The following is a 20,828-nucleotide window of genomic DNA, read 5'->3' on the forward strand; positions in this document are numbered from 1 at the left end:
CGGTGTTTACGGTGGCTTCAGTCCGCATACTGCCGTGCGCTGTCTCGCCAGCGCGCCGCGAGGTACTTCTTTGCTCGTGCAAAGAAGTACCCAAGAAACACGCCCGACTGCCGCGACCCCGGCCCGCTGCGCGGGCCGGGGTTTCCCTCGCTCCGAGGCTTTTCGCGGGCGGCGCTGAACTCGCTACGCTCAGACATCCAGCGCCTTGAATCCCGCGAAAAGCCTCTCCACTCGGCGCGACGACAACGGGGAGATAGGCCAAGACAACGGCTATCCCAGCGTTCCTGCCAGTGGATGATGGCTAGGTCTTCGAGCATCTTCGGCACGCTCGGCCTTTGGCCGTTGCGTGCCGCACCCGCGGAGCGGGTGCCGGGCCCTTCGAGCGGCGATGCCTGTTGTCGTTCCATGGCGCCGGAATACCTGCTGTTTTGACCTTCCCCTCCCGTATGGAGCCCCTCGCGGAGGGCGTGATGGGCCGGGAGAAGGCGCTGGATGTCTGAGCGAAGCGCAGCGTAGCGAGTTCAGCGCCGCCGGCCCAGCGCGTCCGGAGCGAGGTTCCCGGGCGGAATCCTGGGGCCCTTCTTTGGGTACTTTCTTGGGCAAGCAAGAAAGTACCTCGCGGTGCGCTCGCGAAAGAGCGCCTGGCAGGCGGCCGGACGAAGGCACGTAAACACCGGAGAACGGCCCAGGGCCCGCCTAGGACATGCCACCCCCTAAGGAAACGCGCGGTCAGCGCAGGAAGAGGGAGTAGGCCGGATTCCCGGTCTCCTCGTGCCATGGATACCCGACCTCCTTCAGAAACTCGCGGAACCGCGCCCGATCCTCGGCGGGGATCTGCATGCCGACCAGCACGCGGCCATAGGCGGCACCATGGTTGCGATAGTGGAACAGGCTGATGTTCCAGGTCTGGCCCATGTGCGTCAGGAAATTCAGCAGCGCGCCGGGTCGCTCCGGAAACTCGAAGCGGTAGATCCGTTCGTTGCGGACCTCGCCACCGTGGCCGCCGACCATGTGCCGGAGGTGGAGCTTGGCCACCTCGTTCTCGGTCATGTCCAGAACGTCGTAACCCGCCTCCTCCAGGGCCGCCAGGATTTCCTGGCGCTCGGCGTCGCCCCCTTCCAGTTTGATACCGGCAAAGACCTGGGCCTTCTCGTCATCCGCGTAGCGGTAGTTGAATTCGGTGACCCCGCGCTTGCCGATGGCCTGACAGAACTGACGAAAGCTACCCGGACGCTCGGGGATAGTGACCGCAAACAGGGCCTCGCGATGCTCGCCGATCTCGGCGCGCTCGGCCACGTGGCGCAAGCGATCGAAGTTGATATTGGCCCCGCTGAGTACCGCCGCCAGGTTCGCGCCCTGCAGGCCCTCGCGCTGGATGTACTGCTTCATCCCGGCCACCGCCAGGGCCCCGGCCGGCTCGGCCACCACGCGGGTGTCATCGAAGATGTCCTTGATGGCCGCGCAAATGGAGTCGGTGTCCACGAGGAGGACCTCGTCGATCAGGTCGCGGCACAGACGGAAGGTCTCCTTGCCGACCTGACGCACGGCCGCACCGTCGGCAAAGATCCCGACCTGCTTGAGGGTGACCCGGCGGTTCTGTTGCAGCGCCTTGTACATCGAGGGCGCATCGTCCGGCTCCACGCCGATGACCTTGATCTCCGGGCGCAGGCGCTTGATGTAGGCCGCCATGCCGGCCGCCAGGCCACCGCCACCGATGCAGACAAACACCGCGTCCAGATGACCCGGGTGCTGGCGCAATAGCTCCATGGCCACCGTGCCCTGCCCGGCGATCACGTCGGGATCGTCGAACGGATGGATGAAGGTGTAGCCGTGTTTCTGTTCCAGTTCGCGGGCGTGGGCGGCCGCCTCGTCGAAGGAGTCGCCGTGCAGCACAGCCTTGCCACCGAACCGGCGCACCGCGTCGATCTTGATCGACGGCGTGGTCACTGGCATCACGATCACGGCCTTGATGCCGAGGTGACTGGCCCCCAGCGCAACCCCCTGCGCATGGTTGCCGGCGGAGGCGGCGACCACGCCCTTTGCGCGCTGCTCCGGGGTTAGCTGGGCGATCTTGTTGTAGGCGCCACGCAGCTTGAACGAGAACACCGGCTGCAGATCTTCGCGCTTGAGCCACAACGTGGAGCCAAGGCGCTCCGACAGATTCGGCATCGGGTCCAGTGGCGTCTCGCGCGCGACATCGTAGACGCGCGCCGTCAGGATCTTCTCGAGATAGGGGAATTTCATGGCCCAAACGATAGCATGCGAGGCCTTAACGCTTCCGCTTGTCCCGGGGACGGAGCAGTCGGTATCCTCAATGGGTTACGGACAGAATATTCGGGAGACGGTGATGAATCAGGACGAAATGAAAAAGGCAGTCGCCGAGGCGGCGCTGGAACGGATCGAGAGCGGCTGGATCGTGGGTGTGGGCACCGGTTCCACCGCGAACTACTTTATTGACGCCCTGGCCGGCATCAAGGGCAAGATCGATGGCGCCGTGGCCTCCAGCGAGGCCAGCGCCGAGCGCCTGCGCGGCCACGGTATCGAGGTACTGGACCTGAACTCCGCCGGTCCGCTGCCGATCTACGTCGACGGGGCCGACGAGGCGACCCGGCATCTGCACCTGACCAAGGGCGGCGGCGGCGCGCTGACCCGCGAAAAGATCGTCGCGGCGGCGTCGAAGACCTTCGTCTGCGTGGTCGACGAGACCAAGGTCGTCGACTATCTCGGCGCCTTCCCGCTACCGATCGAGGTCATCCCGATGGCGCGCAGCCACGTGGCCCGCGCCCTGTCGAAGCTGGGCGGCAACCCGGAACTGCGCGAGGGCTTCAAGACCGACAACGGCAACGTGATTCTCGACGTGCACAACCTGCGCATCATGAACCCGGTTGAGCTCGAATCCGAGCTGGACCATATCGCCGGCGTCGTGACCAACGGACTGTTCGCCCGCCGTTCGGCGGATGTCATGCTGGTGGGCTCCGCCTCGGGCGTCGAGGAGATGACCGCCGGTTAAGCGGGTCGAGTCCGCCACGGTGACCGCGACGGGCAAATGGCTGATCATCATCGGCGGGCTGATCGTCCTGATCGGTCTGCTGTGGCCGTGGCTCGGAAAAATCCCCTGGGGCCGGCTCCCGGGTGACATCGTGATCGAACGCGAAAACGCCCGCTTCTACTTCCCGCTCACCACGATGATCATCGTCAGCGTGGTGATCACGATCCTCCTGGCGCTGTTTCGTCGCTGATACCGCTCCAGAAAAAAGGGCCGGGATCATATGATCCCGGCCCTTTTTAACGTGGGCAAGCGGTGAGACCGCCAATCAGCGCGCCATCACCTCATCGTAGAATTGCTGCAGGCCGCCTTCCAGGAAGTGGTAGTTCTCGATGCCGCGTTCCTCCAGGTGATACTGCAACCAGCGCACCTGCTGACCGTTCTGGTCGAAGATCAACAGCGCATCACCATCCCTGTTGGCCTGGCCGAGGATGCGGTTAAGCGTATCGATGTTCTCCAACGGGGCCGACATCTCGCGCCCGGCAAACAGCGAGATCTCGTCACGCTCTTCGTTGCCGCGCACGTCCAGCACCACCGCATTGTCGTCGTTGCGAACACGACGGGCGAAGGTGTCGGCCTCCAGCAACCGCGCCTCGAAGGCCTCGTCCGTGATGAGTTGGGTCTCGGGGTCCTCGATCGGCTCGCCGCGGAGGATGGCCAACCCCGGGTAGCGGTCTGCCCAGTCCGCGACGCCGGCGTCATAGGCCTGGGTCGGGCCGAGCCCGGCCGCGTTGGCCCGCGCGGCAGCGCGATAGGACATGTAGCTCTCGCGCCCGTTGCAGTAGAACACCAGGGGCCCGCCATGCTGCTCTTCCAGGGCCCGTACCTGATCCTCGAAATCCGGAGCGCCCAGCGGTACATGATGGGCCCCCTCGATGTGCAGGATGTCGTATTCCAGACGCGGACGGACATCGATCACCGTGGAACGCGACAACTGGCCCCGCAGATCGAACAGGTCCACGGCATCCACGCCGAATCGCTCGTAAAGACTGCGGCCGGGAAATTCGACAAAGGCCTGGGCACTGGCCACGACGGGGGCCGCCGCCAGCCCGAAACAAAGGGCCATGACGGCGAGACGGGGACTCAAAGAGCGAAAGGTCATGCGAACTCCCTTGCATGGACGGGTGGACATGCCGCATACACTGCCGCGGCCTTGACGGGCATTGCGTACGCCCGATGGGGCGACGCGACGTGACGATCCTTTATTCCGTCGCGACCGCCCGGTGCCCCCGATTGTAGCCAACCCGGGCGGGCCATGTGCAGCACCCGCTTGTGCCGGCTCCAAGCCCTACAGCAGGACCTTCTCGATCCCACCCTCGCGGGCCCGTTCGATGAAGGCCTTCTGCCAGCCATCGCCCATCAGACGGTTGGCCATCTCCACCACGATGTAGTCGGTATCCATCCCGGTATCCTCGCGATAGCGCTCCAGGCCCTGCTGGCAAGCCGGGCAGGAGGTCAGCATCTTCACGTTGCCGTCCTTCGCCTTCTCCTCTCCGGTCAGCTCCTTGATGCCCTTGTGCAGCTCTTCCTGCTTGCGGAAGCGCACCTGGGTGGCGATATCCGGACGGCTGATCGCAAAGGTCCCGGCCTCGCCACAGCAACGGTCGGACTGCAGGACCTCCTGACCCAGCAGCTTGGCCGCGACGTCGGTCGGCTTGTGCGACTTCATCGGCGAATGGCAGGGATCGTGGTACATGTACTGCACGCCCTCGAGCCCCTCGAGATGGACGCCCTTCTCCATCAGGTACTCGTGGATGTCCAGCAACCGGCAACCCGGGAAGATCCGCTCGAACTCGTATTTCAGGAGCTGATCCATGCAAGTGCCACAGGACACCACGACGGTCTTGATGTCGAGGTAGTTGAGCGTGGTCGCGAGGCGATGGAACAGTACCCGGTTCTCGGTACTGATCTGCTGGCCCTTCTCGAAATCGCCACCGGCATTCTGCGGATACCCGCAGCACAGGTAGCCCGGCGGCAGCACGGTCTGCGCGCCGACGTCGTAGAGCATGGCGAGCGTAGCCAGGCCCACCTGACTGAACAGGCGCTCGGAACCGCAACCAGGGAAGTAGAACACCGCATCCGAATCCAGATCGGTCTTCACCGGGTCGCGCAGGATCGGCACGTAGCGCGAATCCTCCAGCCCCAGCATCTGGCGGGTGGTCTGGCTTGGCAGCCCGGCGGGCATCGGCTTTTTCACGAAGTGCACGACCTGCTCGTGCATCGGTGCCTTGCCGGTGGTCGAGCGCGGGGTCTTGCCCTCCCCGGTCAGGTTCAGCTTCTTGAATGCGAAATGCCCCAGGCGCTGGGCGGCGTAGCCCATCTGGATCGCACCCTTGCGGATACCCTTGATGGTGGCCGGGTCCTTCGCGTTGAGGAAGGCCATGGACATCATCGTCGCCGGCGTCGCCTTGCGCTTGCCCTTCTTGTTCAGGATCGAACGCATGTGCATCGTCACGTCGCCAAAGTCGATGTCGACCGGGCACGGATTCAGGCACTTGTGACAGATCGTGCAGTGATCCGCGACGTCGTTCATCTCCTCGAAGTGATTCAGCGACAGCCCGCGCCGGGTCTGCTCCTCGTAGAGGAACGCCTCGACGATCAACCCGGTCGCCAGGATCTTGTTGCGCGGCGAGTACAGCAGATTGGCGCGCGGGACGTGCGTGTTGCACACCGGCTTGCACTTGCCGCAACGCAGGCAGTCCTTGATCTCGTCGTTGAGATCGCCCAGCTCGCTTTGTTCAAGGATCAACGCCTCCTGCTTGACCAGGCGCAGCGACGGCGTATAGGCATTGGACAACCCGGAGCCCACCAGCAGCTTGCCGGCGTTGAACACGCCATTCGGGTCGACGTCCTTCTTGTACTTCGCGAACGACTCGATGCGTTCGGGCTCCAGATACTGCATCTTGGTCAGCCCGATCCCGTGCTCGCCGGAGATCACCCCATTGAGCTCGCGTGCCAGGCGCATCACTTCATCCACCAGGCGCTCGGCCTGGTGCATCATCTGGTAGTCATTGGAATTGACCGGGATGTTGGTGTGCACGTTGCCATCGCCCGCGTGCATGTGCAGGGCGATAAACAGGCGGCTGGTCAGTACCCGGTCGTGGATCGCGGTCAGCCGCTTGCGCACCGGCTCCAGCTGGTGTCCGCCAAAGATCTCGAACAGCGGGCGCTCGACCTCGGCGCGGTAGGAGATGCGCAGGCTGCGCCGCAGCAGCACATTGATGAGCTTGTCATGGTCGCGCAAGTCCGCACGAGCGGGCTCGTCCAGCAGCTCGTCACATTCCGAGGCCTGGGTGAAGAAGTTGTCCGAGATTGCCTCCCAGCGCTTCTTCACCGTCTCCAGGACTTCCACCGCACGCTCGCGCTTGGCCTCGAACCACTGCTGGCCCTCGCCACCGGTGTCGTCCAGCAACTCGCGCAGCTCCGGATGGTCACCGCGCATGCACTCCTGCATCTCGTCGACCATCCGGAGCTTGTTCGTCAGCGACTCGCGCACGTTCAGGGTCTCGATCCCCTCGGTGTACTCCGCCAGGCGCTCCAGCGGGATCACCACGTCCTCGTTGATCTTGAACGCGTTGGTGTGGTGAGCAATCGCCGCGGTGCGGGCGCGATCCGCCCAGAAGCGCTTGCGGGCCTCGGGGCTGACCGCAACGAAACCCTCGCCATTGCGGGCGTTCGCCGCGCGCACCATCCTGGCCGCCAGCTTGCCCAGGGCATCCTCGTTGTCGGAGACAATGTCGGCGACCAGGACCATCTTCGGCAGGTCACCACGGGCGCCCTTCGGGGTGTACTTCACCGCGCGCACGTAGCGCTCGTCGAGGTGCTCCAGGCCCGCCAGCAGGACTTCGTCCTCGGCGTCCACCGCATCCTTGATCTCGACGATCGCCGGCACGGCCTGGTGCAGATCGGTCCCGTAGAACTCCAGGCACACGGTGCGGATGTTGTCCGGCATCCGGTGCAGGATGAACTCGGCCGACGTAATCAGACCGTCGCAGCCTTCCTTCTGGATACCCGGCACGCCCATCAGGGTCTTGTCGGTCACGTCCTTGCCCAGCCCCAGCTTGCGGAAGCTCTGCCCCGGCATCTCCAGGATCTCGGGTTCGCCCTTCGGGGTCTTGCCGTCCGGCTGATAGCGGCTCACACGGAAGCGCACGACCTCGGCGTCGTGGATCTTGCCGAGGTTGTGGTCGAGGCGCTCGACATACATCCACTCCGCCTCGGGGGTCACCATGGTCCAGGCGGCCAGGTTGTCCAGCGCGGTACCCCACAGCACGGCCTTCTTGCCGCCGGCGTTCATCGCGACGTTGCCGCCAATGGTGGAGGCGTCCTGCGAGGTCGGATCCACCGCGAACACCAGACCGTTGCGATCGGCCAGCTCGGAGACGCGCTTGGTGACCACACCGGCCTCCACGCGCACCACCGGGACGTCACGCTCCACACCCGGCAGGGGTCGGCGCTCGACCTCGCCCAGGCCTTCCAGCTTCTCGGTGTTGATGACCGCCGAGCGCTTGGACAGCGGGACGGCACTACCGGTGTAGCCGGTGCCACCGCCACGCGGGATCACCGTCAGGCCGAGCTCGATGCAGGCCGCGACCAGCGGGCCCATCTCTTCCTCGGAATCCGGGGTGAGCACCACGAACGGGAGCTCCACACGCCAGTCGGTCGCATCGGTCACGTGGGAGACCCGCGCCAGGCCGCCGAACTGGATGTTGTCCTTGTGCGTCAGGGCCTTCATGCGCTTGCGCACCTGATCGCGCAGCGCGGCGGTATCGGTGAACTCCTGCGCAAAGGCAGACACTGCCGCCTGCGCGCGCTGGCCCAACTTGAGCGCCTTCTCGTTGCCGTCGGCCCGGGCCGTGATCTGGCCCAGACGATGCTGCATGGCATCAATCAGCGCCTTGCGGCGCTTCTTGTCCTCCAGCAGATCATCCTGGATGTACGGGTTTCGGGTGACCACCCACATGTCGCCCAGGACCTCGAACAGCATGCGCGCAGACACACCCGTCCGACGCTCCCCACGCAACTCATTGAGGAGGTCCCAGGTATCGGAACCCAGGAAACGGATAACGATTTCGCGGTCGGAGAATGAGGTGTAGTTATAGGGTATTTCTCGGACGCGTTCGGCGGTCATTGAGGCGTAGCCCCCCGATCAGAATGTGGCCAAAGAGTAACGGGTCCGCACGCCCTGCGCACGAAGTCGCACTGTTGGTCCATGCTTTTGGGCACCAAACTATCGGTGACGGGGACCTTTACGTCGCCAGGGGGGGGCGCTGATCGATTCACGCATCCGCGCTGGCGCCCCATGTGTGGTGGTCAAGTGATTTCGGACACCGCGTTAGGTGGATTGGCTGCCGTTGGTTGCTCGTAGACGCTGGGAGGCAGGTAGCCCAGCGTCGAGTGGATGCGAATGGTGTTGTAGAACCGAGCGATGTAGTCCGCGATATCCCGCCGCGCCTCGCCGTGGTTCGAGTAGCGGCGCTGCCAGACGCGTTCCGTCTTGAGGCTCAGGAAGAAGCGTTCGACGACGGCATTGTCCCAGCAGTTACCCCGGCGACTCATGCTCGCCTGGATCTGGTGCCGGGCCAGCAACCGCCGCCAGGCGGCGCTGGTGTATTGGCAGCCCTGGTCGGAGTGCAGCAGCAGTCCCCGCTCCGGTTGGCGCTGCTCCAGCGCCATGCGCAGGGCCTCGCAGGTCAGGCTCGCCGGCATCTGCCGATCGAGGGCCCAACCGATGACCTTGCGCGAGTACAGGTCGAGGATGACCGCCAGGTAGCTCCAGCCGGTGGCGGTTGGGATATAGGTGATGTCGGACGCCCACGCCTGGTTCGGTCCGGCCGGGGTGAACTCGCGGTTGAGATGGTTTTCGGCGACAGGGGCCCTGTCGTCGCGTTGCGTGGTGGTCACGAAGCGCCGCCGCCAGACGGGCCGCAGGCCGCGCTCGCGCATCAGCGTCCGCACCCGGTAACGGCCCACGGCGGTGCCATCCGCCTGTAAGGCTTTTGCCAGACGCCGGCTGCCGTAGGTTCGCCCGGAAGCCGCGAACACGCGCTCGAGGTGAGCGCCAGCGGCGCAGGGCACGCTTGGATGTTCGGCCCGCGCCCGCGCCGCGTAATAGCCGGCCCGGCTCACTCCCAGCAGCCGACAAAGACGATGGACAGGGCCTTCTCCGCTCAACCGCGTGATGCAGCGATGCATCACTTCAGTTCCCGGGCGAAGAAGGCCGACGCTTTTTTTAGAAGCTCCTTGTCCTCCTTCAACCGCCGGTTCTCCTCCTCGAGCTGGCGGATCCGTTGCTGTTCCGCCGTGAGCGGCCGACCCTCGCCCGGTTGTCCCGTGCGCTCCGCCTTGAGTTGATCGACCCAGCGGCGAACGGCCGTCTCGCCTAGATCCTGATCCCGGCATACGACCGAGACCTCCAGGCCGTCATCGACCACCATCCGGGCCACGCGCTCCTTGTATTCGCTTGAAAAACTTCGGCGCTTGCGTGCCATGGTTGTTCTCCTCGTCCAGGGGGTATCGTCCCACCTAACGAGGTGTCCATGGAAATTAGACCAGCTCAATGAGCATCTCCCTAGAAATACGCCAGCAGACCCAGCACCCCGATAACAATCAGATAGATCGCGACGATGTAGTTCAGCAGGCGGGGCCGGATCAGGATCAGGATGCCCGCCACCAGGGACAGGATGGCCATGAGCAGGCCCGGTTCAATATTCAGCGTCATTGGCGATCATTCCTTTCGCTTGTGGGATTCAGGGATACATCAAGGACCCGCAACGCACGCACCGACCGGGCTTCCCCTGGGGCCGAGCTCAAAAGAGCTTCTCTTCCATCTCCAGATAGACCGCGTTGGCGTTGCTGCGGTTGGTCTGTTCGAAGGCCGGCAGGTCTTCGTAGTCACTCCAGTCCATCGCGGAGTAGGCCTCGTCGAAGGAATCCATGTTCTCGACCGCCACGGCCATGTGCTCGCGCAGCTTCACCAGGTAGTCGCGGGTGAACCTGACCGCCCGGGCCGCCTGATCGGTCGCCTCGCCATGCCCCGGAATCAGGAACTTCAGGTCCATCTCCATCAGCTCTTCCAGGCGCTTGACCCAGTTCTCCGAATCCAGCGCATCGTCGCCCAGAAACGGGATCCGGCCATCGAACACGATGTCGCCGGCGAACACCACGCCGGTCTCCTCCACCACCATGATGATGTCGTCCGGCGAGTGTGCGGGCCCCGCGTGCACGCACCGGAAGGTCTTCCCGCCGAGACGGATGGTGTACTCGTCCTCGAAGAATTCATCCGGCGGGATGATCTGGGTGTCCTCGTCCACCCACGGGGCCAGCACGCCCCGGCGCTGCTCGAGCCGCGCCACCGCACCGGCGCCTCCCAGATAGTCTCGCGCGCGCGCCTGCCCGATGATCTTGGCATCGGTGTGGTCCGCGAACGCCTGCAGGCCATAGATGTGATCCGCGTGATAATGACCGGCAATCACGTACTTGATCGGCTGGTCGGTCACCTCGCGGATCCGGCGAATCATCTCGAAGCCAAGTGGCGGCGTCCCCAGGGCGTCATATACCACCACGCCCTCGTCGGTCACGACGAACCCCGCATTCGAGGTATGCCCCTCGTTGTCGGGATCCGGAATACCGGAGATCCCGATCATGTACCAGGTGTCCAGACCTTCGACCTCGTGGGCTGTCACATCCACGCTGACCGGCTCGTAGGGATTCTCGGGTACCGACATGGTCAATCCTCTCTTCTCTGGCATTTTGATCGATCCGACCCAGTGCGGCCGGGTTCTGCGGAATTGGACGGAAAAAGGGCGGGAGAATTCCCTGCATTTCCCGATCACTGTCGAGGGATTGTAGCGGAGTCGGGAGCGGGGTTGACGGGATGCCGGGGTCCGGGCGTTTGTGGGTACCGGGGACCGGTCGCCAAGGTCGGCGGTGGCTGGCGATTTAAAGGCAGGGAGACCGGAAGCAGGGTCGGCGTCCACAAATCAGCGGGGCAGTACCGAAACGTTCTGGCCCGAATCGCGGCCATGGCGCCGGGGATGGGGGACCAGGATGATTCGGCGGCTACGCCGCCTCACCCCTACGGGGCTGCACGCGCAAGCGCGTGCATGCTTCACTGCGCTTCGCCGAAGCTTCCAGGTTCGAACCCTGGTCCGCCCATAGAAAAGGGCCCCACGAGGGGGCCCTTTTCTATGTTTGGCTGGGGGACCAGGATTACTCGGCGCTATGCGCCTCGCCCTTCGGGCCAGCGCCGCATACGGCGCTGTTCGGCTCGGCTACGCCTCACCGTCGAACCTTGCAGGTTCTCATCCTGAAATCTTCCAGACATTCATGAAAAAAGGCCCCACAAGGGGGCCTTCTTCCATGAATGGCTGGGGGACCAGGATTCGAACCTGGGTTGGCGGAGTCAGAGTCCGCAGTCCTACCGCTAGACGATCCCCCAGTAAACCGGGTCGGGTGCAGCCCGAAACTCGACGCGAATTTTAGCGCTTCGAGTACTGGGTTGCACGACGGGCCTTGCGCAGGCCGATCTTCTTGCGCTCCACCTCGCGGGCATCGCGGGTCAGGTGACCACCACGACGCAGCGACGGGCGCATGTCTTCGTTGTACTGCACCAGGGCGCGGGCAATGCCCAGACGGATCGCGCCGGCCTGGCCGTTGCCGCCACCGCCTTCAACGGTCGCGATCACGTCGAAGTTGCCGGTCGACTCGGTCGCCTCCAGCGGCTGGCGTACCACCATGCGCGAGGTCTTGCGGCCGAAGAAGTCGTCCAGCGGCTTCTCGTTAACCGTGATGTTGCCCGTGCCGGGACGCAGGAAGACGCGCGCCGAGGCGGTCTTGCGGCGGCCGGTGCCGTAATACTGATTGATAGCCATTCGGATCGATTCCCTTGCTGATTCTGGCGGCTCAGACTTCGAGCGGCTGCGGCTGCTGGGCCGTGTGCCGGTGTTCGGTACCGGCGTAGACCTTGAGCTTCTTGAACATGGCCCGGCCAAGCGGGTTGCGCGGCAGCATGCCCTTGACGGCAAGCTCCAGCACCTTCTCCGGATGACGCTCGATCATCTGGGTGAAGTTGGCCTCCTTGATGCCACCCGGGTAACCGGAATGGTGGAAGTACTTCTTGTCCATGGCCTTGTTGCCGGAGACGCGGATCTTCTCCGCGTTGATCACGACGATGTAGTCGCCGGTATCGACATGCGGCGTGTACACGGGCTTGTGCTTCCCGCGCAGGCGATGTGCGATTTCCGTGGCGAGTCGACCGAGGGTCTTGCCGTCGGCGTCGACGAGAAACCAGTCGCGTTCGACTTCGGCCGGCTTGGCGCTAATGGTACTCATGATGTTCGATGCTCCGAGGTCGGGGCGATTCAGAAAGCGCGCAAGAATAACGCTTCCCTCTGCCCAATTCAAGCTACAGGGACAATTCCCGAGACGCGAAGGCGTCCGCCCTCGGGGGAATCACGGATCAATGTGCAGAACATTCGCGTGCATGCCCCGGACACAAACAAGGGGCCGACCCGAAGGCCGGCCCCTGCAACCCCCCGGGCGCAATGCCCGGGGCGGTTTTGCGCTGCCCGTTACAGCTGGGCTTCAGCGCGCTCCTGGACTTCCTGCATCAACTCGGGATCGTTCTGCAGGGCCATGGCCACTTCGTTGTATTCCTCGACGCTCATGCCCGAGTCTTCAACCGCGTTGACCATTTCGTCCTGTGCTTCCTGCTGCATGGACTGGGCCTCGGTTTCGTCCTCGGCACTCTGCAGGCGGTCGGCGAAGTCTTCGCGCACTTCCTGCACCGCAACGAAGGCGGTTACGAAAGTGTCGATGTCTTCTTCGCTCAGATCCACCTCGGGGGCTTCCTGCATCGGGGCGCCACCCTGGGCCGCGCCGCCCTGGGCACCACCCTGAGGCGGCTGGCCGCCCTGAGCACCGCCACCGGCACCGCCTTCCTGGGCCGGCGGCTGGCCGCCCTGGGCACCGCCCATGTCGCCCCCACCGGCACCACCTTCGGCACCGCCGTACTGGGCAGAGGCGGCTCCACCCACGGCAAACAGGGAGGTCAGGGCCATCGCGAGCATCGTCTTGCGCATATTCATCATGTTGCTCCTTTTCCTTTGGATCGTTCGGATCTCGGGGCGAAGCCGGCTACGACTCAAGGTCGATCGTCCGCCCGCCCGATTTCGTTGCAACCGTGTGAGGAGGAATGGTCCATCACTGCGGTTCCGATTCCTCGATTGCTGTCCCAGAAGGAGCAGGCATCGTGCCAAGATTGGAAAAAGACAAACAAAACACTTTGAAACAGCGACTTATGCTCTCATCACCCCGAAAGGGCCGAGGAACGCCCCAACGGTAAACCGGGTCAGAATGACACATGGGTCAGGTCGACCCGGGTCAGGATGTCACGATGGGTCGGATTCCCCGAGTTTGCGGTACAGCGTCTTGCGGCCGATGCCGAGGATCCGCGCGGCGCGTTGCTTGTTGCCGTCCACATGCTCCAGCACCCGACGAATGTAGTCGCGTTCGCGCTCCTCCAGGGTCGGCCACTGGCCGTCGTCGCCCATCCCCGGGACCGGCGTCGCCCCCTCCGCCCGGTCGCCCGTCGTTCCGCCGGGATCCTCGGCGAGCGCCTCGAATACGCGCTCCGGCAGATCACGGGTCTCGATGACCTCGCCGGCCGCCAGGGTGGCGGCACGCTCCATCAGACTCGCGAGTTCGCGGACGTTCCCCGGGAACGGATACCGCACCAGCGCGCGCAGGGCCTCCGGGCTCAGGCGACGCTCGGGCAGGTCGCGGGCCAGGGCCTGCTGACGCAGGAACTGCAGGGCCAGGCGTTCGATGTCATCGCCACGCTCGCGCAGCGGCGGGATCTCGATACGAAAGGTCTCCAGGCGATAGTAGAGATCCTCACGAAAACGACCGTCGGCAATATGCGCCTGCAGATCCTGATGTGTGGCCGCCACGATACGCACATCGGTCGCGATCTCCTCGTTGGCGCCCACCGGACGCACGCGACCATCCTGCAGAAGACGCAACAGCTTGCTCTGCATGGCCACCGGCATCTCGGCGATCTCGTCCAGGAACAGGGTGCCGCCGTCGGCCTCGGTAAACAGGCCGCGCCGAGCCCCCTTGGCCCCGCTGAACGCACCGGCCACGTGCCCCAGCAACTCCGACTCCAGCAGGGCCTCGGGGATGCCCGCGCAGTTAATCGCCACGAACGGACCACCGGCCCGCTCGCTTTCCGCATGGAGCGCGCGCGCCACCAGTTCCTTGCCGGTCCCGGACTCACCGGTGATCAGGACACTGCCGTCGGCGGCCGCGATCCGTCGAATCAGGTCGAACAACTGCAGCATGGCCGGACTGCGGCCCTGCATGCCGTGAAAGCCATCGGCCTGCGCAAGGACCTCACGATAGCGACGCACCTCGTCCTTCAAACGCCGCGCCTCGGTCACCCGGTCGGCGGCCAGGCGCAGGTGATCCAGATCCACCGGCTTGGTCAGGAAGTCATCCGCCCCCGCCTTCAGCGCGGCCACCGCCTGGTCGATGGTCCCGAAGCCCGTGAGCATGATGAACCCGGGTGCCGGCACCCGGGCGCGGGCCTCCTGGAGCACCTGGAAGCCATCCGCGCCGGGCAGGCGCAGGTCGCTCACCACCAGACTGAAGGCCTGCTGCGCAAGCACCCGCGCGGCATCCTCGGCACTGGCAACCGCCGTAACCGCGTAGCCGGCCTCGGTCAGCTCCTCGGTCAGCAGCTCGCGATGCCCGCGATCGTCCTCCACGACCAGGACCGACTCCGGGGGCGTTGCGGGGACTTGTGCCTTGCTGCTCATCGAAGCGAATCCTCCTGGGCGCCAGCGGCCACCGGCAGATGCACGACAAAACGGGTCTCCCCCGCGACACTGCGATCCAGCATCACCGTACCCCCGTGGTCCTCCAGCGCCACCTGCGCCACCGCCAGCCCGAGCCCGGTTCCCTCGCCGGTGGGCTTGGTGGTAAAGAAGGGCTCGAACAGGCGTTCGGCTTGCTCATCGTCTATCCCTCGCCCGGCCGTGGGGCCGTCGTCCGCCACCACCAGCTCGACCCGGTCGGACGAGGCATACCAGCGGACCCGGACCTCGCGGGCGGCGACCTGCGCGGCATTCTCCAGCAGATTCTCCAGGGCCTGGCCCAAGCGCAGGCGGTCCGCGGCGATGGTCAACTCGGGGCCTTCGAGCCGGAATTCCACCCCGCCGGAGGCATGCCGCTCGCGCACACGCTCGACCAGATCTCCAACCAGCTGCGCGAGATCCAGCGAGCGTTCCTGCAACGGATTGCGCCGGGCAAAGTCCAGCAGCTGGCGCACGATGGTCTCCACCCGCTCCAGCTCGGCCTTCAGCGCCTCCATCTCGGTGCGCGCCGGATCCGCCTCCGGCAGGTGCCGGATGGCGCGCTGCACGCGACCGGCGATAATCCCGAGCGGCGTCCCCAGTTCGTGTGCCACGCCGGCCGCCAGCTGCCCGATCGCCGCCAGCTTCTCCGAGTGCCGCAGCTTCTCCTCCAGCCGTCCCTGCTCAAGGCGTTGCGCCTCCAGTTCGGCCTCCGAGGCCTCGCGACGCTCCATCATGCGGTTCATCGAGACTGCCAGGCCGCGCAGCTCCGCCGGCCCCTGTTCCGGCGCCCGCATTCCACGCTGACCCTCGCCAATCGCGCGCATCGCGGCCATCAACCGAGACACATGCCGCCCCACCGCCCGGTGGTACCCGAACAGCACCACCAGCAGAAACAGCCCGCTAATCCCCAGCATCAGCAACCCACCCTGCCACTGGAGCTGCGCGACGAAGGCCCGGAACGGTGTGACGTCGCGCGTCACCTGCAACAGCCCCACGATGCGACCGGCCGGATCGGACAACGGAAGAAAGAACGAAAAGGTCTCGCGCCCCTGATGTTCGCCGAAAGCCCCGAGGCTCCCGGTTTCGCTGATGACCTGCGCCTCGCCACGGCGCTGCAGGGTCGGACTGGGCGGGCCACTGGCCGCCACCATCCGGCCGTCGGCATCGTAGACATAGACCCCGAACACCTCCTCGATCTGGAACAGGGAGTCCAGCGACTGCTGCACACCGGCCGCGTCGTCCTGCAGCATCGCACCGGCCACAGGCAGGCGGATGGAGCGCGCCACCAGCTCGATGTCCTCCTGCATCCGGTTTTCCATCTGGGTCTGAAATTCGTGCAGACCCAGCGCCACCACCGCGGCCATCAACAGCAGCAGGGGCAGCAACACGAACGACAACACCGCGGTGCGCAGACTGTTCAGGCGTCGGGTCATAAAGGGCGATTCGCAGCGTCGTCGAAGGCCACCATGGTAGACACGGCGGCCGGCATGACGCGAATTGCAGGCAAAAAAAAGCGCGGGTCGAGGCCCGCGCCAAGAAAACCACCAAAGGAGGATGGAGGAGTCCACCAACCGCTGACAGGGGGGACAGCGATTAGCGTATGCAAATCTTCTAATATGACGATATTCTTGTCAACCGGTGAATGCGCAGGGGGTTCGCAAATTCACCGCATCGTCATATCACGTACCCTTGAAGACCTGCACACCCCGTAAGACGCCCGCTCGCCAGTTCTATTCCCCGCTGCGTGCAATCCAGCGCCCCCAGCCTTCAAAATTCGAAATTGTTCACGGATTCACTGCCATGCTTCGCCATCTGAGCCACCCCGTCACCCCGCTTGCCCAGAACGCCACCCTGATCTGGTGCGACGTCACCGGGGCCGCGGCCTGGGTCGATCCCGGCGCGGATGCCGCGGCCCTGGAACGGATCGCGCGGGATCAGGGCGTCCACCTGGAAAAGATCCTGCTGACCCATGGCCACCTGGACCACGTGGGCGCAGCCGCCGAACTGGCCAAACGTACCGGCGCGCCGATTATCGGCCCGCACCGCGACGATGCCTTCTGGCTGGACCAACTCCCGGCGCAGGCGCAGATCTTCGGCTTCTCCGAGGTCCAGCCACTGGTGCCCGATCAGTGGCTGGACGATGGCGACACCATCGAGCTCGGGCAAGCCACGCTCCACGTCCTGCACTGTCCCGGCCACACCCCGGGCCACGTGGTCTTCCACGATCCGGAGGGCCGACTCGCCCTGGTCGGTGACGTCCTGTTCCATGGCGCGATCGGCCGCAGCGATTTTCCGCGCGGCAACGGGCGTGAGCTGCTGGACTCCATCACCGGGAAGCTCTGGCCGCTGGGCGACGACACCAGATTCGTCCCCGGTCATGGTCCCGAGTCGACCTTCGGCGAAGAACGCCGCAGCAACCCCTTCGTCGGCGACGACGTCATCGCCGCCCCCGGCAGCGAACCCGGACGCGGTCGCTACTACTGATCCGACCGGCCGCAGCCCCGGCACTGCAAACGAAAAAGGCCGCCCCGAAGGGCGGCCCTCTCCTGGTACACATAAAGGGTTGCGGTCAGCCGTTGGCGCGCAGCGCCGCGATGCGCTGTTCGATCGGCGGGTGGCTCATGAACAGCTTCTTCAGCCCCTGGGCCATGCCACCGCGAATACCAAAGGCGGCCATCTGGTCCGGCATATCCACCGGGCGACCGGAGGCGCGCGCCAGCGACTCCAGCGCCCCGATCATCTTCTCGCGGCTGGCGAAACGAGCCCCCGCCTCGTCGGCGCGGAACTCGCGCTGACGCGAGAACCAGAACACGATGATGGAGGCCAGGATCGCGAGGACGATCTCGGCCACGATGGCGGTGATCCAGAATGCCGGCCCGTGACCGGACTCGTTCTTGAAGATCACGCGATCGACAAAGTGACCGATCACGCGCGACAGGAAGATCACGAAGGTATTGACCACCCCCTGGATCAGCGCCAGGGTCACCATGTCGCCATTGGCCACGTGGCCCACCTCGTGCCCCAGCACGGCCTCGACCTCGCCCTGCCCCATGTTCTGCATCAACCCGGTGCTGACCGCGACCAGGGCATTGTTCTTGCTCATGCCGGTGGCGAAGGCGTTCGGGTCCGGCGAGTCGTAGATACCGACCTCCGGCATCCCGATTCCGGCCTCGCGGGCCTGACGGGTGACCGTCTCCAGCAGCCACTGCTCGGTGGCGTTGCGCGGCTTGTCGATCACGTGGACCTTCATCGTCTTCTTCGCCATCCACTTGGAGATGGCCAGCGAGATGAACGAACCACCAAAGCCAAACACGGCGGCGAAGATCAGCAACGCGGTCAGGTCGAGATTGACCCCCTGGTCGTCCAGGATGCTCTCGACCCCAAGGATGCGCAGAGTAATGCTAAGGACGATCAGGATGGCGAAGTTGGTCGCCAGAAACAGCACGATACGTTTCATGAAGCTTTCCTGTACTCCAATTAATGAACTCGACGGGATGAACCGATAGTCGGGGCGCAGCGGCCAAATTCAAGCACCGCCGCGTTCACAGACCACACAGGTACGCGCGGGTTCAGGCCGGGCGCACCTCCAGGCTGTCCGCGTTCTGATAACCGCGCGGGAGTTGACGCCCGCGACGCGCGCGCTCGCCAACGTACTCGGCCCATTCCGCCGGGGCCAGTGCCTTGAAGCGCTTGCCCGCATGCACGACCAGGGTGTCCTGCGGCGCCAGCACAGCCACCCCGAGCACCCGCTCGGAGCCATCCTTGAGCGCCGCGGACGGGATGCCGATCAGCTTGTTGCCCTTGCCGCGCGCCAGTTCCGGCAACCCCGCGGCCGGAAACACCAGCAGATAGCCGCGGGTCGTAACCACCGCGATGTGATCCTCGTGCGGGTTGCGCACCGGCGCCGGCTGCAGCACGGCCGCGCCAGCCGGTACGCTCAGCACGTTCTTGCCTGCCTTCTGCCGGCCGAGCAGGTCACCCAGCTTGGCAATGAAGCCGTAGCCGTGATCCGAGCCCAGCAGCCAGCGATCTTCCTCCGCCCCGGTGGCCAGGCCCACAAAACGCGCCCCCTCCGGCGGGTTCACCCGGCCGGAAAGCGGCTCGCCCTGGCCACGCGCCGACGGCAGCGTGTGGGCCGCAATGGTGTAGGTGCGACCGGTAGAGTCGATGAACGCCACCGGCTGGTTGCTGCGCCCGATGACTGCCGCCTGGAAGGCATCCCCGGCCTTGTAGCTGAGCCCGCGGGGATCGACATCGTGGCCCTTGGCCGCCCGCGCCCAGCCCTTCTCCGAGAGCACAATGGTCAGTGGCTCGGTCGGCACCAGTGCCGATTCATCCAGCGCCTGCGCGGCCGCGCGTTCGACCAGCGGCGAGCGCCGCTCGTCGCCATACTCCTTCGCGTCCTGCTCGATCTCGCGGCGGACCAGGGTGCGCAGGCGGCGCTCGGAGCCCAGCGTCTTCTCCAGCTGGTCGCGCTCCTGGCTGAGCTCGTCCTGCTCGCCGCGGATCTTCATCTCCTCGAGCTTCGCCAGGTGGCGCAGTTTCAGCTCCAGGATCGCCTCGGCCTGGATATCGCTCAGGCCAAACCGGCTCATCAATTCCGGCTTTGGCCGGTCGTGTTCGCGGATGATCGCGATCACCTCGTCGATATTGAGATAGGCGATCAGCAGGCCTTCCAGCACGTGCAGCCGCGCCTGCACCTTCTCCAGCCGCCATTGCAGGCGCCGGCGCACCGTCTCGATCCGGAACTGCAGCCACTCGCCGAGCAGCCCTGCCAGGTCGCGCACCCGCGGCCGGCCATCGAGGCCGATCACGTTCATGTTCACGCGGTAGGTCTTCTCGAGATCCGTGGTCGCGAACAGATGCGCCATCAGGCCCTCGACGTCCACCCGGTTCGAGCGCGGGGTAATCACCAGGCGCGTCGGATGCTCGTGGTCGGACTCGTCGCGCAGGTCCTCGACCATCGGCAGCTTCTTCGCGCGGATCTGGGCGGCGATCTGCTCCAGCAGCTTGGCGCCGGAGACCTGGTGCGGCAGCGCGGTCACCACGATGTCGTCGCCCTCGCGCTCGTAGCGCGCCCGGGCCCGGATCGAGCCCTGGCCGGTCTCGTAGACCTTTCGCAGCTCGGCCGGCGGGGAGATGATCTCGGCCTCGGTGGGGAAATCCGGCGCCGGGAGGATCGCGCACAACTCCTCGACCGTTGCCTTCGGGTGCTCCAGCAGGTGCACGCAGGCGGCGGCCACCTCGCGCAGGTTGTGCGGCGGGATGTCCGTTGCCATACCCACCGCGATCCCGGAACCCCCATTGAGCAGCACATTCGGCAGCCGCGCCGGGAGCATCTTCGGCTCGTCCAGCGCACCGTCGAAGTTGGGCACCCAGTCCACCGTGCCCTGACCCAGTTCGGAAAGCAGCAGCTGCGCATAACGCGACAGGCGCGACTCGGTGTAGCGCATCGCCGCAAAGGACTTGGGATCATCCGGCGAACCCCAGTTGCCCTGCCCGTCCACGAACGGATAGCGATAGGAGAACGGCTGCGCCATCAGCACCATCGCCTCGTAGCACGCCGAGTCCCCGTGCGGGTGGAACTTGCCGAGCACGTCACCCACGGTGCGCGCGGACTTCTTGTATTTGGCGGTGGCGGAGAGCCCCAGCTCGCTCATCGCGTAGATGATCCGCCGCTGTACGGGCTTCAGGCCGTCGCCGATATGCGGCAGCGCACGGTCCAGGATCACGTACATGGAGTAGTCCAGGTACGCCTTCTCGGTGAAGTCCTTCAGCGGCAGCTGCTCGCCGCTGTTGGCGAACAGGCTGGGGGTCTCGATATCGGTCATCGACGGTCTCGCGGACGTGGATGGGCCGGGGTTTTACGCCGGGTCGGGCCCGCGTACTGTAGCGGGCACGCGCCCGGCGTTCCACGGGTGCAG

General features: G+C 65.3%; 16 protein-coding genes, 1 tRNA gene, 1 other RNA gene and 1 pseudogene. 4 read left to right on the forward strand and 15 right to left on the reverse strand.

Annotated elements, in window-relative coordinates:
* Window positions 1-294 precede the first annotated feature (294 nt).
* A pseudogene (locus TVD_RS15075) lies at window positions 295-500 on the forward strand (hypothetical protein).
* A gap of 229 nt (window positions 501-729) precedes the next feature.
* Here the strand turns inward: TVD_RS15075 and ilvA are convergent.
* Window positions 730-2,244 carry a threonine ammonia-lyase, biosynthetic gene (gene ilvA, locus TVD_RS11110; protein WP_018938388.1) on the reverse strand — a complete coding sequence of 505 codons (1,515 nt, stop codon included), beginning with the start codon at window positions 2,242-2,244 and terminating at the stop codon, window positions 730-732.
* Between the two features lie 103 nt (window positions 2,245-2,347).
* On the opposite strand from ilvA, the gene rpiA reads away from it, so the two are divergent.
* Complete coding sequence (gene rpiA, locus TVD_RS11115) at window positions 2,348-3,010, forward strand: ribose-5-phosphate isomerase RpiA (RefSeq protein WP_026313012.1); 663 nt, start codon at window positions 2,348-2,350, stop codon at window positions 3,008-3,010.
* 19 nt (window positions 3,011-3,029) lie between these two features.
* Window positions 3,030-3,239 (forward strand): DUF2905 domain-containing protein, encoded by a 210-nt coding sequence (locus TVD_RS11120; protein WP_047251615.1) that lies wholly within the window; start codon window positions 3,030-3,032, stop codon window positions 3,237-3,239.
* 75 nt (window positions 3,240-3,314) lie between these two features.
* Here TVD_RS11120 and TVD_RS11125 read toward each other — a convergent pair whose 3' ends face one another.
* From TVD_RS11125 to TVD_RS11175, 12 genes are all read right to left on the reverse strand, one after another.
* Window positions 3,315-4,148: a rhodanese-like domain-containing protein gene (locus tag TVD_RS11125; protein ID WP_047251616.1), complete on the reverse strand. Its 834-nt coding sequence runs from the start codon at window positions 4,146-4,148 to the stop codon at window positions 3,315-3,317.
* Window positions 4,149-4,334: 186 nt separating this feature from the next.
* Complete coding sequence (locus TVD_RS11130) at window positions 4,335-8,177, reverse strand: DUF3683 domain-containing protein (protein ID WP_018938385.1); 3,843 nt, start codon at window positions 8,175-8,177, stop codon at window positions 4,335-4,337.
* 182 nt (window positions 8,178-8,359) lie between these two features.
* Window positions 8,360-9,537 (reverse strand): IS3 family transposase gene (locus TVD_RS14415; RefSeq protein ID WP_156167552.1). Its coding sequence is split into 2 segments (ribosomal slippage): window positions 8,360-9,270 and window positions 9,270-9,537, totalling 1,179 coding nucleotides; the frame shifts between segments, so codons are not numbered across the junction.
* An 80-nt stretch (window positions 9,538-9,617) separates the two neighbouring features.
* On the reverse strand, window positions 9,618-9,767 hold the full coding sequence (locus TVD_RS14420) for a DUF3096 domain-containing protein (protein WP_018144103.1): 150 nt from the start codon (window positions 9,765-9,767) through the stop codon (window positions 9,618-9,620).
* A gap of 88 nt (window positions 9,768-9,855) precedes the next feature.
* The gene (locus tag TVD_RS11145; protein WP_018144104.1) at window positions 9,856-10,773 is read right to left on the reverse strand and encodes an MBL fold metallo-hydrolase; all 918 of its coding nucleotides are present in this window, start codon (window positions 10,771-10,773) and stop codon (window positions 9,856-9,858) included.
* A gap of 467 nt (window positions 10,774-11,240) precedes the next feature.
* Window positions 11,241-11,376: non-coding RNA, RtT sRNA (locus tag TVD_RS14425), on the reverse strand.
* 36 nt (window positions 11,377-11,412) lie between these two features.
* Window positions 11,413-11,486, reverse strand: a tRNA-Gln gene (locus TVD_RS11150).
* A 40-nt stretch (window positions 11,487-11,526) separates the two neighbouring features.
* The gene (gene rpsI, locus TVD_RS11155; protein ID WP_018144105.1) at window positions 11,527-11,919 is read right to left on the reverse strand and encodes a 30S ribosomal protein S9; all 393 of its coding nucleotides are present in this window, start codon (window positions 11,917-11,919) and stop codon (window positions 11,527-11,529) included.
* Between the two features lie 31 nt (window positions 11,920-11,950).
* Window positions 11,951-12,379 (reverse strand): 50S ribosomal protein L13, encoded by a 429-nt coding sequence (rplM, locus tag TVD_RS11160; protein WP_018144106.1) that lies wholly within the window; start codon window positions 12,377-12,379, stop codon window positions 11,951-11,953.
* Between the two features lie 239 nt (window positions 12,380-12,618).
* Window positions 12,619-13,134, reverse strand: coding sequence for a DUF4168 domain-containing protein (locus TVD_RS11165; protein ID WP_018168109.1), 516 nt, complete (start codon window positions 13,132-13,134; stop codon window positions 12,619-12,621).
* A gap of 303 nt (window positions 13,135-13,437) precedes the next feature.
* Window positions 13,438-14,865, reverse strand: a complete 1,428-nt coding sequence (locus TVD_RS11170) for a sigma-54-dependent transcriptional regulator (RefSeq protein ID WP_047251618.1) — start codon at window positions 14,863-14,865, stop codon at window positions 13,438-13,440.
* Window positions 14,862-16,337 carry an ATP-binding protein gene (locus TVD_RS11175; RefSeq protein ID WP_047251619.1) on the reverse strand — a complete coding sequence of 492 codons (1,476 nt, stop codon included), beginning with the start codon at window positions 16,335-16,337 and terminating at the stop codon, window positions 14,862-14,864. The genes TVD_RS11170 and TVD_RS11175 overlap by 4 nt, the downstream gene beginning before the upstream one ends.
* Before the next feature lie 367 nt (window positions 16,338-16,704).
* On the opposite strand from TVD_RS11175, the gene TVD_RS11180 reads away from it, so the two are divergent.
* Window positions 16,705-17,388: an MBL fold metallo-hydrolase gene (locus tag TVD_RS11180; RefSeq protein WP_018952094.1), complete on the forward strand. Its 684-nt coding sequence runs from the start codon at window positions 16,705-16,707 to the stop codon at window positions 17,386-17,388.
* 85 nt (window positions 17,389-17,473) lie between these two features.
* Here the strand turns inward: TVD_RS11180 and htpX are convergent, their stop codons facing one another.
* A complete protein-coding gene (gene htpX / locus TVD_RS11185) occupies window positions 17,474-18,361 on the reverse strand; it encodes a protease HtpX (protein ID WP_018168105.1) in 888 nt (295 codons plus the stop codon).
* 112 nt (window positions 18,362-18,473) lie between these two features.
* Window positions 18,474-20,735 carry a DNA topoisomerase IV subunit A gene (gene parC / locus TVD_RS11190; RefSeq protein WP_018168104.1) on the reverse strand — a complete coding sequence of 754 codons (2,262 nt, stop codon included), beginning with the start codon at window positions 20,733-20,735 and terminating at the stop codon, window positions 18,474-18,476.
* Window positions 20,736-20,828 lie beyond the last annotated feature (93 nt).

The organism is Thioalkalivibrio versutus (assembly GCF_001020955.1).
Lineage (GTDB): Bacteria > Pseudomonadota > Gammaproteobacteria > Ectothiorhodospirales > Ectothiorhodospiraceae > Thioalkalivibrio > Thioalkalivibrio versutus.